Source organism: Endozoicomonas sp. ALB115, from assembly GCF_049310245.1.
Taxonomy (GTDB): Bacteria; Pseudomonadota; Gammaproteobacteria; order Pseudomonadales; family Endozoicomonadaceae; genus Endozoicomonas.
The window spans coordinates 49336-64583 of record NZ_JBLYZG010000018.1; the positions used below are offsets into that span (position 1 = coordinate 49336).

Sequence of the window (15248 nt, forward strand, 5' to 3'; positions counted from 1 at the left end):
CTAATGTCTCCAGAATGTAAAGCAATGATTCGACAGGAGTTGGAAGAGGCGAGGGTTGTACTGAGCCGATTCCTGGATGATGACGCCAATCTTGAATCCATTGATCTTGCTGCCCGGTTATTGTCTGAGAGCTTTAAAGCTGGTGGCAAGGTACTGTCCTGTGGCAATGGCGGTTCCCACTGTGACGCCATGCACTTTGCTGAGGAGTTGACCGGACGTTTCCGCGATAATCGCCCTGGCTATGCGGCTATTGCCATTTCCGATCCCAGTCATATCTCCTGTGTATCCAACGACTTTGGTTATGAGTATGTCTTCTCACGTTACGTTGAAGCGGTAGGCAGGGAAGGGGACGTACTGCTTGGCATCAGCACCAGTGGTAATTCCGGGAATATTATCAAGGCGGTAGCAGCGGCCAGGGCAAAAGGGATGAAGGTTATTCTGCTGTCAGGCAAAGATGGCGGCCAGATGGCGGGGATGGCGGATGTTGAAATTCGTGTGCCTCACTTTGGTTATGCGGATCGGATTCAGGAGGTCCATATCAAGGCAATCCATATTATGATTCAGCTTGTTGAAAAATATATGGAATAAAAAAATCACTGTCATACCAGTTTTGGGGGGACTGGTAGCTGCGGGAAGGTAGTGGTTTGCCTTGTGGTCAGGCCTGTTTATCGGTTGATCGGTTTTATACCATAGGCGGTAAAAGCACTGGTACCTGCAATGAGCCCCCCTAAAGCTATAATGGCGTTGCGAAGTGTGGTGGGGAACCGGATGCCATTGGTATCGCTATATATGTCACAGGCACAAGCCGATGTTAAAGCTCCGGAAGTCATCCCGACAGCAGTTCCGAAAACTTTAGAAACTCCCCCCGCAGATCCGAAAGAACCAACAGCAGAACCGAGAGCCAGGATAGTGCAGACAGTCACATAAGTAGCCAAAGTATGACCAATGGCATTCGGCAAAGCGTCTAAGAGCTCAGCCTGGCGATCTTTATCAGCAGTGGAAATATAACCTATAAGAAGCCCGGCACAAGCCACACGTGTTGCAGACGTGAGTATATGTAAGCCACGCATAATAGCTTGTGGGCAATGTTGTTTAAAAATGCTAGTGGCTGCGGTCGAAACAGCAACCACACGTTCAGACAACGGAATATAATTTATCCGCTGCAAATCATAATCAGTTAATGGTTGTTCACACAGCAGACAGTGCCTTTGGTCAGAAGTATATAACCATAGTCGCATACATGATCGGCCAAACGTATGCCCGCAGTTCAGTTGGATGATTTCACAGTTTTCTGCGTCATGACATATAGAGCATGAAACACCGTTAGTGACGTTCATAACATCTCTTGTTTTTACTGCTTTGAAAACCTTAGGACATCTTTATTTGGCTCTGGTTCCCTATGGCTGAATTTTTTGGGAACCCAGGTTATTCTCGGACAGTCTTAAGTCCGACAGGAAGCCTTGCTAAAAAAGTACGCTCTATTTTCCTCCAGTCTTCAGTTTTTAGCCGGTCCTGTCGGTAAGGGTGCAGTTTGTTAGCTTCGGTAAAATATTCATAAACCAGGTTTTTCAATTCATCTTTTGAAAAGAAATCCTGTGTTTTCTCAACAGGTAATAATGCTGCGATACGAAGGCAGTGCCCTAACTGACTAAAAGATGATGCATCGAGATACTGACTTTTTTCTATTGCATTACATCCATGCTCAATGGCTTTAGCCAAAAGCCCTGGAATTTCCTTGCTTTGACCAGAATAAATGCACTCTGTGAAGTAACGGATGCTGATACACAAGTCCACTTCAGGCCCGGCAAAACCCTGGTCATCAAGTTGCATTTGGTCAAACCGATGCCAGTTCATTAAATTGATGTGAATGTCGCCAAGGGCCAGTTCAATTTCCTTGTCGTTGCAGGGGGTGACTTCATGCCCGGAACAGTCGCTGCGCAGCTTGATAAAGATCGTCAGCGCCTCCTGATACTGTTCCATGACCTGGTATAGTCGGCCAAGGGCCAGTTCAATGTCCTTGTCATTGCAGGGAGTGCCTTCATGCCCGGAGCGATCGGTGCGCAGCTTGATAAAGATTGTGAGCGCCTCCTGATGGAGTCCCATGTCCTCGTATAGCCGACCAAGGGCCAGTTCAATTTCCTTGACATTGCAGGGAGTGCCTTCATGCCCGGAGCGGTCGGTGCGCAGCTTGATAAAGATCGTCAGGGCTTCCTGATACCGTCCCATGAGCTGGTATAGTCGGCCAAGGGCCAGTTCAATTTCCTTGTGATTGCAAGGAGTGCCTTCATGCCCAGAGCGGTCGGTGCGCAGCTTGATAAAGATCGTCAGGGCTTCCTGATACCGTCCCATGATCTGGTATTGTCGGCCAAGGGCCAGTTCAATCTCCTTGTCGTTGCAGGGCGTGCCCTCATGCCCGGAGCGGTCGGTGCGCAGCTTGATAAAGATCGTCAGCGCCTCCTGATACCGTCCCATGTCCTCGTATAGCCGACCAAGGGTTAACTCTATGTCCTTGTCATTGCAGGGAGTGCCTTCATGCCCGGAGCGGTCGGTGCGCAGCTTGATAAAGATCGTCAGCGCCTCCTGATACCGTCCCATGTTCTCGTATAGCCGACCAAGGGCCAGTTCAATTTCCTTGTCATTGCAAGGAGTGCATTCATAGCCGGAGAGGTCAGTGCGCAGCTTGATAAAGATGGTTAGTGCCTTCTGATACAGTCCCATGTCCTGGTGTAGCCGACCAAGGGTCAGTTCAATTTCCTTGTCATTGCAAGGAGTGTCTTCATACCCGGAGAGGTCAGTGCGCAGCTTGTTAAAGATGGTCAGTGCCGCCTGATACCGTCCCATGTCCTCGTATAGCCGACCAAGGGCCAGTTCAACTTCCTTGTCGTTACAGGGAGTGTTTTCATGCCCGGAGAGGTCAGTGCGCAGCTTGTTAAAGATGGTCAGTGCCTCCTGATACCGTCCCATGTCCTGGTATAGCCGACCAATGGCCAGTTCAATCTCCTTGTCGTCGCAGGGGGTGTCTTCATGCCCAAAGAGGTCAGTGCGCAGCTTCTTAATGATGGTCAGTGCTTTCTGATACTCTCCCATGCGCTGGTAAAGTAGGCCAAGGGCAAGATAATTCAGTTTTTTATCCTGGTCCTTTCCTGAGTGATTTTTATAAAGCTCTTTAAAAATAAGCAGTGCTTCACACAGGCGGTTTTTGTCTTGAAGTGCCCTGCCCTTTGTCATCAGTAACTTTTTGTCAAGGGGAGGCTTTACTTGTGCTATTGATTTGAGGCAATCATCAGTTCTTCCTGAATTGAACAGGGCTCTTGCTTTAAGTTGGTGTGCACGTAGATAGAGAAGCCGACTCAAATTGGAATAAGTCTCTAATATCTCTTTTGCTATTTTGAGTGCATTATCATTATCACCTGCTCTTAAAGAGCTGAACCCTTCATTGATACAGGGCATTTTACCCTGTCTATGATAGCCTGCACCCGGTTGAGAATGGGGTGGGGGGCGATGATGAAAACCTTGAAATTCCTTCCTGTTTTCAGGGGTACCCAGGCTCCTGGGTATATAAACAGGCGTTGCATTGGATGCCCCTTGTGACTGTTGTATGTATCTTACGGATCTATTAAAACATGGCCTCTTATAAGGAGCTGCCTTATCTCTATGGTATTTGTTAGCCTGATGACCAGCCAGAAAAGGCTTACGAGCGTCAGGATAAGCATTATTATCCATGTAACGAACTTCGGATGCTTTCATGCCGCAATGGCCCCCATAGTTACTGAGTGACTCACAGGTCTCCATGACTCTTTTATCATTAGGCCTGATTACCACTGAAGCTACGCATCAGTATGAGACTTTCACCCAATACTATGGCTGAATTTTTTGGGAACCCAGGTTATTCTCGGACAGTCTTAAGTCCGACAGGAAGCCTTGCTAAAAAAGTACGCTCTATTTTCCTCCAGTCTTCAGTTTTTAGCCGGTCCTGTCGGTAAGGGTGCAGTTTGTTAGCTTTGGTAAAATATTCAGAAACCAGGTTTTTCAATTCATCTTTTGAAAAGAAATCCTGTGTTTTCTCAACAGGTAATAATGCTGCGATACGAAGGCAGTGCCCTAACTGACTAAAAGATGATGCATCGAGATACTGACTTTTTTCTATTGCATTACATCCATGCTCAATGGCTTTAGCCAAAAGCCCTGGAATTTCCTTGCTTTGACCAGAATAAATGCACTCTCTGAAGTAACGGATGCTGGTACACAAGTCCACTTCAGGCCCGACAAAACCATTTTTATCAAGTTGCATTTGGTCAAACTGACGCCAGTTCATTAAATCGACATGAATGTCGCCAAGGGCCAGTTCGATTTCCTTGTCGTTGCAGGGGGTGCCTTCATGCCCCGAGCGGTCGTTGCGCAGCTTGATAAAGATCGCCAGTGCTTCCTGATATCGTCCCATGCTCTGGTATTGCCGACCAAGGGCCAGTTCAATGTCCTTGTCATTGCAGGGAGTGCTTTCATGTCCGGAGAGGTCGGTGCGCAGATTCTTATAGACTGTCAATGCCTCCTGATGACGTTCCATGTACTGGTATTGTCGGCCAAGGGTTAGCTCTATGTCCTTATCGTTGCAGGGAGTACCTTCATGCCCGGAGCGGGTGGTGCGCAGTTGGTTAAAGATCGCCAGCGCCTTCTGATGCAGCTCCATGTGCTGGTATAGACGACCAAGGGCCAGTTCAATTTCCTTGTCATTGCAAGGAGTGTCTTCATGCCCGGCGCAGTTGGTGCGCAACGTGGTAAAGATCGTCAGCGCCTCCTGATACCGTCCCATGTACTCGTATTGTCGGCCAATGCTTAACTCTATGTCCTTGTCGTTACAGGGAGTGCCTTCATGACCAGAGCGGGCGATGCGCAGTTTGATAAAGGTCTTCAGCGCCTTCTGATACTGTCCCATATCGTGGTATAGCCGACCAAGGGCCAGTTCAATGTCCATGTCGTTGCAAGGCGTGCCTTCATGTCCGGAGCGGTCGGTGCGCAGCTTGATAAAGATCGTCAGTGCCTCCTGATACCGTCCCATGTACTGGTATAGCCGACCAAGGGACAGTTCAATGTCCTTGTCATTGCAAGGAGTGTCTTCATGCCCGGAGCGGTCGCTGCGCAACTGGTAAAAGATCGTCAGTGCCTTCTGATACCATCCCATGCAGTCGTATTGCACGGCAAGGGCCAGTTCAACTTCCTTGTCGTTGCAAGGTGTGCCTTCATGCCCGGAACGGTCAGTACGCAGCTTCAAAAACATCATTAGCGCCTCCTGATGCCGTCCCATGTCCTGGTATAGCCGACCAAGGGCCAGAGCAACTTCCTTGTCTTTGCAGGGAGTCCCTGGATGCCCGGCGTGGGCGGAGTACAGCTTCTTAAAGATCGCCAGTGCCTTCTGATGCAGTCCCATGTCCTGGTAAAGCCGACCAAGGGCTAACTCTACGTCCTTGTCGTGGCAGGGGTTGTCTTCATGTCCGGAACGATCGGTGCGAAGCGTCTTAAAGACCGTCAGCGCCTCCTGATACCGTCCCATGAGCTGGAATTGCCGACCAAGGGCCAGTTCAACTTCTTTGTCGTTGCAGGGTGTGTCTTCACTCCCGGAGCGGTCAGTGCGCAGCTTGATAAAGATCGTCAGCGCCTCCTGATATCGTCCCATGTACTGGAATTGCCGACCCAGGGTCAGTTCGATTTTCTTGTCGTTGCAAGGTGTGGCTTCATGCCCGGAGAGGTCGGTACGCAGCTTGATAAAGATCGTCAGCGCTTTCTGCTGTAGTCCCATGCTCTGGTATAGTCGGCCAAGGGCCAGTTCTACTTTTTTGTCGTTGCAGGGAGTGGCTTCATGTCCGGAGAGGTCGGCACGTAGCTTGCAGAAGATTGTCAGCGCCTTCTGATACAGACCCATGTCCTGGTATAGCCAGCCAAGGGCCAGTTCTACTTGCTTGTCGTTGCAGGGAGTGGCTTCATGTCCGGAGAGGTCAGTGCGCAGCTTGATAAAGATTGTCAGTGCTTCCTGATGCTCTCCCATGCGCTGGTAATGTATGCCAAGGGTAAGATAATTATTTCTTTTATCGTTGTCCTTAATTGAGTGATTTTTATAAATGTCCTTAAAAACAAGCAGCGCTTCAAACATGAGTTTTTTGCCTTGCAGTGCTTTGCCTTTTGTCATCAGTAACCATTTGTTAAGGGGAGGTTTTACCTGTTCTATTGATCGCAGGCAATCATTAATCAGCCCTGAATTCAACAGGGCTCTGGCTTTAAGCAGGTTTGCACGCAGATAGTTACGTCGACTCAAGCTGGTATTATTCCTTAATATATCTTCTGCTAATTTGAGGGCATGATCATTATCACCTGCGCTTAAAGAGCTGAACCCTTCATTAATACCGGGAATTTCCCCCTGTCGATGATAGCCTGCACCCGGTTGAGAGTGGGATGGGGGACGATGATGAAAACGTTGAAATTCCTTCCTGTTTTCTGAGGTACCCTTGCTTCTGGGTATATAAGACGTGGCATTGGATGCCCCTTGTGGCTTTTGTATGTATCTTATGGATCTGTTAAAGCCTGGCCTCTCATAGGGGGCTGTCTTATTTCTGTGGTATTTATTAGCCTGATGACGGCGGGCCAAAAAAGGGTTATGAACTTTTAGATGCGCGTTATTATTATCCATGTATTAATTCTTTGAACACTTTTTCCTGCTTTCAGCACATTCAGTGCAACGCAGGATGCGTTAGTATGGGGTGAAGCATTTATCCTCGGTGGTAATAACAGATCGTGAGTCCCATACATTGTTTGCCACCGCGAAAGAAAAACTCAATTCAGGCACATGTATTTTATAATTATTGTCATGGCATCAGACTTGATACCGGCTGAGTATAGCAGGGCAAAACCAGCTTCTTCGGATTTTTCTGAAATCGCAAAATGAACGCACGTATCAAATATTCATACTCATCACGGGAGTTAAAAAGTTCGATTGGTATTACAACCAGGCTCCAAGGTACTGAGTGATAAATAGCAGTCGGTTATTGCATCGTTTGCAGCGCACGTGTAATCCAGTCACGGGTGGTATCATTTACTTCTGCCACCGAAAGGGATTTTGTTTTGATGACGGGCCCGATCTCTACCTGAATCGTTCCGGGGCGTTTTATCCAGGAGCTGTTCGGCCAGAAAACCCCGGCGTTATGGGCTATGGGAAGAATATCCACTGCCGCCGCTTTCGCCAGCCCTGCGCCACCACGGGAAAACTTGCCCGGTTCACCGGGAGATGCGCGTGTTCCTTCCGGAAAAATAAGGACCCAGACGTTATGGGCAAGTGCCGCTTTGCCCTGCTCTCTGACCTGCTGAAGTGCCTGTCGGGCATCCTTACGATTAATGGCGATGGGCCTGATTTTTTGAAAAGCCCAGCCAAAGAAGGGGATTTTCAGTAGCTCCTGTTTGATCACCTGAGTCTGGGGAGTTAATAAGGTTTGCAGGAAAAACGTTTCCCAGGTGCTTTGATGGTTACTGATAATGACACAGGGAGAATCAGGAATATTCTCTGCTCCGGTTACACGCCATCGAATTCCGCAAATTAAACGACAAAGGTATACTGATACAACAGCCCATGTTTTGACAAAAATGCGATGACGGAGATTAAACCTGAAAGGGTAGATAAACAGAATCATCAGCATTGCCCAGAACACGGTCCAGACTGCCAGCGACAAATAAAAGACAGTTGTCCTTAAAACAGAAAAGGTAGTGGCCATTGACCGGGTCACTGCCCGGGTAGTTGCAGAACCGACAGCTGATGACATTAAAATCCCTCTGAAAGTAGTTCTTCTACAAAGCTGTTCAGATTGTTATAAACAGCTACATCCCTGCTACCAGATAGGCTACCAGAAATCGCTTCCGGGTGTTCGATGAGTTTAGTGTGGGTTTTAACGCCTTTACCCGTCAGTACCAGGGCAACTTTACAGCCACTGCTGACCCCTGCCTGAAGATCACGCAGTGAATCGCCCACCACCCAGGTTTCTGCCGGGCTGGCATCGTAGTCGGTAAAAATCTGGTCAATAAGCCCTGTTGCCGGCTTTCTGCATTGACAGTGGTCATCCGGGCCGTGTGGGCAGTAATAGATGCCATCAATATGACCTCCCTGCTCTTTGACTAGCCTGATTAGCTTGTCGTGCATGGCATTGAGCGCTTTGCCAGTGAAGTAGCCACGGGCTAACCCGGACTGGTTGGTCGCTACGACGACGCGATAGCCCGCAGATGACAAACGGGCAATGGCTTCAATACTTCCCGGAATAGGAAGCCATTCATGTTCAGACCGTATGTACTGGTCTGAATCTTCATTGATAACGCCATCCCGATCCAGAATAACAAGCCTGGTCATAGTGCTCCTGAAACACATAAAAAAAGTGCGGCTAGTACATCATTTCGATGAGTTTGATGTGTACAATCTCCGCTCACCCTGAGCGTCCTTCGGCTCCGCTCAGGAGGCACGGACGATGGGTGATTGGCACAGTATTCAGGGTATGGAGTTTGCGCCTTTCGACTCCGCTCAAGACGAGCGGAGTTTGGAGGTCAATAAAGGCACCCATCACTCACATTGAAACCATGTACTAGTGCCGCACTTTATCAGGTTGTGCTTAGCTTTTCTGTAACAAAGAGATATCCGCTACCTGCAGGAACAGGCTGCGCAATTGCTTCAGCAGGGCATAGCGGTTCAGGCGGATAGCTTCATCTTCAGCATTGACCAGCACCTGGTCAAAGAACAGGTCAACCGGTTGCTTCAGTGCCGCCAGACTCTCCATGGCCAGCGCGTAACGACCTTCTGCCAGAGCGGGGGCGATTTCCTCTTTCTTGGCAAACACAATGTTGGCAAGCTCACGTTCAGAAACTTCGCTGAGCAGTGTCTCATCCAGTGCGTCAGGAATAATGATATCCCCGGCTTTCGCCAGAATATTGGATACCCGCTTGTTGGCAGAAGCCAGGGCATCCGCTTCATCCATGGCATTGAAGCGGGTAATGGCTTTTATACGACGATCAAAGTCCAGTGGCCGGGTAGGGCGCAATGCCTTGACGGAGTTAATGACCTCAACCGCAATGCCTTCTTCCTGGTAAGCGGCATCAAAACGCTCCAGCATGTAATTGACGACTGTCGTATTAAGGTTACCCAGTGCGGGCAGAGAAACACCTTGCTCCTGATAGCCGAGAATTGCCTGATCGATCAATGCTTCCAGATCAAGATTGAGTTTCTTCTCAACAATGATTCGCAGCACACCGATGCTGGCACGACGCAGTGCGAAAGGGTCTTTACTGCCGGTTGGCAGCTGATTGATACCGAAAATACCGGTAATGGTGTCAACCTTATCGGCAATGGCAACGGCACAGCCAATCAGTGTTGAAGGTAGCTGGTCACCGGCAAAGCGGGGCATGTACTGTTCATACAGCGTTTTGCTGACTTCGGGATTTTCACCGTCGTTGTCGGCATAGTACTGACCCATGATGCCCTGCAGCTCGGGAAACTCCAGCACCATTTCAGACACCAGGTCAGACTTGCACAGTTGACCGGCACGTTCAGCCAGCCAGGCATCACCACCTTCCGTTTGCGCAATGTAAGACGCAAGTCGTGCGATACGTTCTGTTTTGGCAAACACTGAACCCAGTTGTGCCTGGAAGACAATGGGTTTCAGTTTTTCACGACGATCGTCTTGTGTGTGTTTACGGTCAGTGTCGTAGAAGAACTTGGCATCGGCAAGACGCGGACGAATGACTTTCTCATTACCTGCCACAACAAGGTGAGGTTCGGCACTGTCAATATTGGCCACGGTAATAAAGTGCGGCAGGAGTTTCCCTGCACTGTTTTCCACATGGAAATATTTCTGATGGCCTTTCATGGAAGAGATCAGTGCTTCCGATGGAACGGCCAGGAAGTCATCATCAAAACGGCCACAGAGAGCGACTGGCCATTCATTGAGCGCGGTGACTTCATCCAGAAGGTCCGGATCAATCACCGAATGACCATGAATCGTGGCAGCCATCTGTTCAACCTGCTCACGGATAATGTCGCGACGGGTTGCAAAGTTGGCAATCACTTTGCCCTGCTCATGGAGAACCTGTGCATAGTCAGCCGGGTTGTTGATGGTGATTTCCCGGTTCCCGTGGAAGCGGTGACCACGGGTTGTGTTACCGGCTTTCAGGCCGAGAATTTCACCGTCAATAATCTGATCGCCCAGCAGCATCAGCAGCCAGTGAACGGGACGGACAAACTCGGTACGACTGGCACCCCAGCGCATACGTTTGGGAATGGGCAGGTTATTCAGAGACTGGGTAATAATTTCCGGCAGCAAATCTTTGCTGGCCTGACCCGGTTTGATCGAACGGTAGACCAGCCATGCACCTTTCGGTGTTTCTTCCTGTTCCAGGTCTTCAAAATTAACACCGTTAGAACGGGCAAAACCAAGGGCTGCCTTGCTTGGGTTGCCTTCGGCATCATAGGCGGCTTTGACTGCAGGCCCCTTGCGCTCAAGCTGTTGATCAGGCTGTGCGGTATCCAGACCTTTGATCAGCAGAGCCAGACGACGGGGGGCGGCAAACGACTCATAATCGGTAAATGTGATCTGGGCCTGCTCAAGACCGGAAAGGATGCCCCGGGTAAACGCGTCAGACAGGCTTTTTAATGCCTTTGGTGGCAGCTCTTCCGTGCCCAGCTCAATCAGGAAGTCTTCTTTATGTGCTTTATTCAGGGAAGTGCTCATTATTTTTCCTCCTGCGCGGTTTCTTTGGCAAGAGATGCCAGAACTTCATCACGAATGCTGTCATTCGCAAGGGGGAAACCAAGCTCACGACGCTTATCGAAGTATGCTTTGGCGACCGCCCTGGCCAGCGTTCTGACGCGCAGGATAAAACGCTGGCGTTCCGTCACCGAAATCGCGTGGCGGGCATCCAGCAGGTTAAAGGTGTGTGAAGCTTTCAGAACGTACTCATAAGCTGGCAGAGGCAGGCCGGTATCAACCAGCTTCCGGGATTCGCGTTCAAAGAAATCGAACTGTTTGAACAGCTCTTCCGTGTCAGCGTGCTCAAAGTTGAAGGTGGACATTTCAACTTCCTGCTGATGGAACACATCGCCATAAGTGACCGGACCCTGTGGACCCACCGTCCAGACCAGGTCATACACGTTATCGACATTCTGGATATACATGGCCAGGCGCTCAAGACCGTAGGTGATCTCGCCGGTAACCGGGTAACACTCAATACCGCCAACCTGCTGGAAATAGGTGAACTGGGTGACTTCCATACCGTTCATCCAGACTTCCCAGCCAAGACCCCAGGCACCCAGTGTGGGCGACTCCCAGTTATCTTCGACAAAACGAATGTCATGAACCAGTGGATCAATGCCCAGTTGCCGGAGAGATTCCAGGTACAGCTCCTGAATATTATCGGGGGATGGCTTCATCACCACCTGGAACTGGTAATAATGTTGCAGGCGGTTGGGGTTTTCACCATAACGGCCATCGGTTGGGCGACGGCTGGGCTGAACATAAGCCGAGTTCCAGTTTTCCGGGCCGATGGCTCGCAGAAAAGTGGCTGGATGGAAAGTACCCGCACCCACTTCCATATCCAGTGGTTGCATGATAACGCAGCCCTGTTGGGCCCAGAATTGTTGCAGGGCGAGGATCAGCCCCTGGAATGTATAGATATCTGGTGTGCTCTGGGAAGTCACTTTTCTACCTCTTGGAGGCTCAAATGTAAACGGGTCGTTTTTTGAACATTGAGCGTTGTGTTGCGAGCAATTATCGATGACCGGTTTATTCACCTGGCGCAGGTTTCCCTATGAGTGATCACTCGCAGGATTCGACTGTAAAAATAGAGAGGGAGTATACCGGTTTGTGCGATTAAGTTTAAGCTGTGGATAAGTTGTGAACAATGTGGGTAAACATTAAGGGTGTCTATTGGGAACTTAATAGCTCAAAAAGTTGTCCAAGCCGATTTTAAAGAAAGAGGTTTTTTAACAGTGCATGTAACGAATTCTGGTCCAGTTGGTGCGCCGTTTTCTTATCCTGCGAGGGAGCCTGAAACTAATAATAGAAAAAAGGTGGAAATAACTGCCTCTGTAAAATCAAAGCACAATCACGTACCCAGGCCCAGGAATGCATTTTTTATTTTTCGCAGCATGAGGGCAAAGGAAGTAAAGCCATTATGCCATCAAAGTGAATTCTCCAAACTGGTGGCCGAAGATTGGAAAAAAATGTCAGAGAAGGAGAAGGAGCGTTTTGTTAAGGAAGCCACATTAGAAAAGGATGAACACAAAAAAAAGTATCCTGATTACAAGTATCACCCCAGAAAGCGCAAAAAATCCAATGCTGAAAGCGAGTTAAAAGGCAAAACTGTAACAAGTCGGAAAGTAGCCCATCCCAAAAGGCAGCGTTCTGGTAATAATCCTGTTTCTGACGTACGGCAATCGGACAAGAAATCCGTGATCGCGCAAAAGGCGTCAAGCGTTGCTCATACCCGTGTTAAGCCAAACCAGGTAACGCATAAAGTATTGAGCCCTTCGGGCTTAACAGATCATAGTACCCAGACACCTGACAACAATAATGTCGCTCCCTTGCGTCAGGATTTGGTCTTCAGGGATGTTTCCTGTCAAACAGATATCAGTCTTATTTATTCAAATAAGGGAGACGATAATAAGCTCAAATCAGGCGTGGTAAGGTTTAACGAGTCTGAGATTGCTGATTTTTTGAATCCATTGGATGAATCTCAATGGCTCAGGGTTCTGGGGGGTGAGAGCCTGATGGAAGGACTATAATCCTCTGCATTCCAACCGGAAACTCTTCTTCATGGTTCTTATTGATGCTGCCTTCGGTTAGGAATTGCCCCAGAATAATTTGCACATTTCTGAGTTCAAAACTCCGTTCGTCCTGAGCCTGTCGAAGGGCGTGAACTCCGGCCTCATGTATTGTGCCTATCACCCTTCGATACTTCGACAAGCTCAGCACTCAGGATGAACGGAGATCGAGCTCAAAATGTCGAAATTATTTCGGGACAACTCCTTAACCGCTGCTTTATTTAGAATATGTTACCTTTGTTCCGGCCGCTGTAATGGCATTAATAACGCCAGAAGGTTGGAGTAAACAACACCAGAAGTGTAAAAATTTCCAGGCGTCCCAGTAGCATGGCAAACGCAAGAATCCACTTTGCGGCATCGGGCAGGCCCTGGTAACTGAACGCTGCTTCGCCGAGCGCGGGTCCGAGATTATTCAGGCAGGAAGCAATGGTTGAAAATGCCGTAGTAAAGTCTAAACCCGCTGCCAGTAAAGCCAGAAAGAGAAGAACAAACATCAAAATATAAGTGGCAAAGAACCCCCATACCGCTTCACCCACCCTTGGGCTCACGGGTTTGCCACCAATCTTGATGGTTAAGACCGCATTAGGGTGAACTAAACGACGAAGTTCTCTCATTCCCTGTTTGGCAATCAGAACAACCCTGATGACTTTCATTCCACCTGCGGTAGAGCCTGCACACCCCCCCATAAAACTGGTAAAAAACAACAGCAGGGGCAGAAACGTTGGCCAGGCAGAAAAGCTGGAGGATGAGGTGTAGCCAGTGGTTGTGGCTACGGATACCACTTCAAACAGACCATAGCGGAAGGACTTGGCAAGGGGATAAGTATCAGAAAGATAGAGCGTGGTAACGGTGATTGCGCCAACAACACCCAAAATGGCCAGAAACCACTTAACTTCCGGATCCTGAATATAGTGGGTCAATAACTTATTGCGCCAGGCGGTAAAATGCAGGGCGAAATTGATCCCGGCAATCAGCATGAAAAAGATGGCCACAGAGATAATCATGGGGGAGTTGAAGTGGCCCATGCTGGCGTCGTAAGTAGAAAAACCGCCGATGGCGATGGTGGTGAAACTGTGGCAGATCGCGTCAAACAGGTTCATCCCCGCTAACCAGTACGCCAGGGCACAGGCGGCCGTTAGAAAAAGGTAAAGAAACCAGAGTGCTTTGGCGGTCTCGGTAATTCTGGGCGTTAGTTTTGAATCTTTAACCGGTCCGGGAGTCTCTGTTCGATACAGCTGCATACCGCCGATCCCCAGCATCGGCAGAATGGCCACTGCCAGCACAATAATCCCCATGCCACCAAGCCATTGCAGCTGCTGGCGGTAAAACAGAATAGAGCGGGGCAGATGCTCAATGCCGGTCAGAATAGTGGCTCCCGTGGTTGTTAAGCCGGACATGGACTCAAACAGTGCGTCAGTGATACTGAGTGCCGGGCTTTCCATCAATAGAAATGGCAGTGAGCCCACTGCACCCAGAACAATCCAGAGCAGCGCCGTGACCAGAAACCCTTCACGAGTGCGCAACTCATCCTTGATATGCCGGAAAGGGAACCAGAGGAGAACGCCCAGCATTAGTGTCAATAGGAAGGTATAGATGAAAATGGACATTTCCTGCTCTTGATAAAGCAGTGCCACGACAATCGGAGGAAGGCTGGACGTACTGAACAAAATTAACAAAATGCCCAAAATGGGAAGAATAACCTGAAACTGCATGGTGCTCCTGCTTCATCCAGTGCAAGCACCCGGCGATATGGAAGTAAGGAATTGCCGGGCGCTCAAACAACCTGCCATGTTGTGTTCTTATAATGGCTATAAGAAATTCTAATTTTATGCTGTAGCAGGTTACTCCCAATCCATGGGAAAAATAAAGCCTGAACGACTTTTGTCAGATAAAAAAGGGGACTAAAGGATATTACACCTGGGGGGTAAATCAATCACCGACGTTACCAACAAGTCAGACCGTTCGGTATCATTGGTGGCAGCCGGGTTGCTCATCAGCGGTTCTCCACCGCTTGCTGAGGGGGCTGAGCTTCCATTATGACCTGTTGTCTGTTGTTGCCTCCTCAGGTAATCCGCTAGCAGGAGACGGTAGGAAATTTCGGGGTTGGTGATGAAAACATGTGCTGGCAGGAGAAGGTTGGCCAGGTCTGGGTTGACGATGTGAGTGACATCTTGTGCTGTTGTGGTTCCGGTCATTGCATGACCGGGTGTATCTGCTTTGACAGAAACCATTGGGCTCACTATTGCTACAGGCCGACCAGCAGTGGACCATCTTTTAATGAGGTCGGTGCTTTGCTGGTCAGTTTCGATACTGGCAGGATCAGGCGGCGTGGCCGTTCTGCTGGCGGTCAGTCTTGTGTCCAAGGTTGTTTCCTATCGATGCTATCGTATTTAGCTCCCTTAGACATCAG

Annotated in this window: 11 protein-coding genes; 2 read left to right on the plus strand and 9 right to left on the minus strand. The window is 49.2% G+C overall.

The features are described from left to right. Window positions 1-3: 3 nt before the first annotated feature. A complete protein-coding gene (gene lpcA / locus ACO6VE_RS10665; RefSeq protein WP_422444480.1) occupies window positions 4-588 on the plus strand; it encodes a D-sedoheptulose 7-phosphate isomerase in 585 nt (194 codons plus the stop codon). A 77-nt stretch (window positions 589-665) separates the two neighbouring features. Here the strand turns inward: lpcA and ACO6VE_RS10670 are convergent, their stop codons facing one another. From ACO6VE_RS10670 to glyQ, 7 genes are all read right to left on the minus strand, one after another. Continuing rightward, window positions 666-1337: a hypothetical protein gene (locus tag ACO6VE_RS10670; protein WP_422444482.1), complete on the minus strand. Its 672-nt coding sequence runs from the start codon at window positions 1335-1337 to the stop codon at window positions 666-668. 88 nt (window positions 1338-1425) lie between these two features. Continuing rightward, window positions 1426-3747 (minus strand): tetratricopeptide repeat protein, encoded by a 2322-nt coding sequence (locus tag ACO6VE_RS10675; protein ID WP_422461248.1) that lies wholly within the window; start codon window positions 3745-3747, stop codon window positions 1426-1428. Between the two features lie 139 nt (window positions 3748-3886). Continuing rightward, entirely contained in the window at window positions 3887-6679 is a 2793-nt protein-coding gene (locus tag ACO6VE_RS10680) for a tetratricopeptide repeat protein (protein WP_422461250.1), read from the minus strand. Between the two features lie 352 nt (window positions 6680-7031). Next, the gene (locus ACO6VE_RS10685) at window positions 7032-7802 is read right to left on the minus strand and encodes a lysophospholipid acyltransferase family protein (protein WP_422444490.1); all 771 of its coding nucleotides are present in this window, start codon (window positions 7800-7802) and stop codon (window positions 7032-7034) included. Beyond that, window positions 7802-8380, minus strand: a complete 579-nt coding sequence (gene gmhB, locus ACO6VE_RS10690; RefSeq protein WP_269672172.1) for a D-glycero-beta-D-manno-heptose 1,7-bisphosphate 7-phosphatase — start codon at window positions 8378-8380, stop codon at window positions 7802-7804. Before gmhB ends, ACO6VE_RS10685 begins: the two co-directional genes overlap by 1 nt. Before the next feature lie 256 nt (window positions 8381-8636). Next, complete coding sequence (gene glyS, locus ACO6VE_RS10695; RefSeq protein WP_422444492.1) at window positions 8637-10748, minus strand: glycine--tRNA ligase subunit beta; 2112 nt, start codon at window positions 10746-10748, stop codon at window positions 8637-8639. Further along, window positions 10748-11713 (minus strand): glycine--tRNA ligase subunit alpha, encoded by a 966-nt coding sequence (glyQ, locus tag ACO6VE_RS10700; RefSeq protein ID WP_422444494.1) that lies wholly within the window; start codon window positions 11711-11713, stop codon window positions 10748-10750. Before glyQ ends, glyS begins: the two co-directional genes overlap by 1 nt. 222 nt (window positions 11714-11935) lie before the next feature. Between glyQ and ACO6VE_RS10705 the strand changes: the two genes are divergently transcribed. Further along, window positions 11936-12799 carry an HMG-box domain-containing protein gene (locus ACO6VE_RS10705; protein ID WP_422444496.1) on the plus strand — a complete coding sequence of 288 codons (864 nt, stop codon included), beginning with the start codon at window positions 11936-11938 and terminating at the stop codon, window positions 12797-12799. Window positions 12800-13098: 299 nt separating this feature from the next. On the opposite strand, the gene ACO6VE_RS10710 is transcribed toward ACO6VE_RS10705, so the two are convergent. Beyond that, window positions 13099-14550 (minus strand): TrkH family potassium uptake protein, encoded by a 1452-nt coding sequence (locus ACO6VE_RS10710; protein WP_422444498.1) that lies wholly within the window; start codon window positions 14548-14550, stop codon window positions 13099-13101. A 189-nt stretch (window positions 14551-14739) separates the two neighbouring features. Further along, window positions 14740-15201, minus strand: a complete 462-nt coding sequence (locus ACO6VE_RS10715) for a hypothetical protein (protein WP_422461252.1) — start codon at window positions 15199-15201, stop codon at window positions 14740-14742. Between the last annotated feature and the right edge of the window lie 47 nt (window positions 15202-15248).

Bases quoted from the DNA above. Each gene is read 5' to 3' on its own strand.
- lpcA (WP_422444480.1), top strand. From the start codon at position 4: ATGTCTCCAGAATGTAAAGCAATGATTCGACAGGAGTTGGAAGAGGCG.
- ACO6VE_RS10670 (WP_422444482.1), bottom strand. From the start codon at position 1,337: ATGAACGTCACTAACGGTGTTTCATGCTCTATATGTCATGACGCAGAA.
- ACO6VE_RS10675 (WP_422461248.1), bottom strand. From the start codon at position 3,747: ATGAAAGCATCCGAAGTTCGTTACATGGATAATAATGCTTATCCTGAC.
- ACO6VE_RS10680 (WP_422461250.1), bottom strand. From the start codon at position 6,679: ATGGATAATAATAACGCGCATCTAAAAGTTCATAACCCTTTTTTGGCC.
- ACO6VE_RS10685 (WP_422444490.1), bottom strand. From the start codon at position 7,802: ATGTCATCAGCTGTCGGTTCTGCAACTACCCGGGCAGTGACCCGGTCA.
- gmhB (WP_269672172.1), bottom strand. From the start codon at position 8,380: ATGACCAGGCTTGTTATTCTGGATCGGGATGGCGTTATCAATGAAGAT.
- glyS (WP_422444492.1), bottom strand. From the start codon at position 10,748: ATGAGCACTTCCCTGAATAAAGCACATAAAGAAGACTTCCTGATTGAG.
- ACO6VE_RS10710 (WP_422444498.1), bottom strand. From the start codon at position 14,550: ATGCAGTTTCAGGTTATTCTTCCCATTTTGGGCATTTTGTTAATTTTG.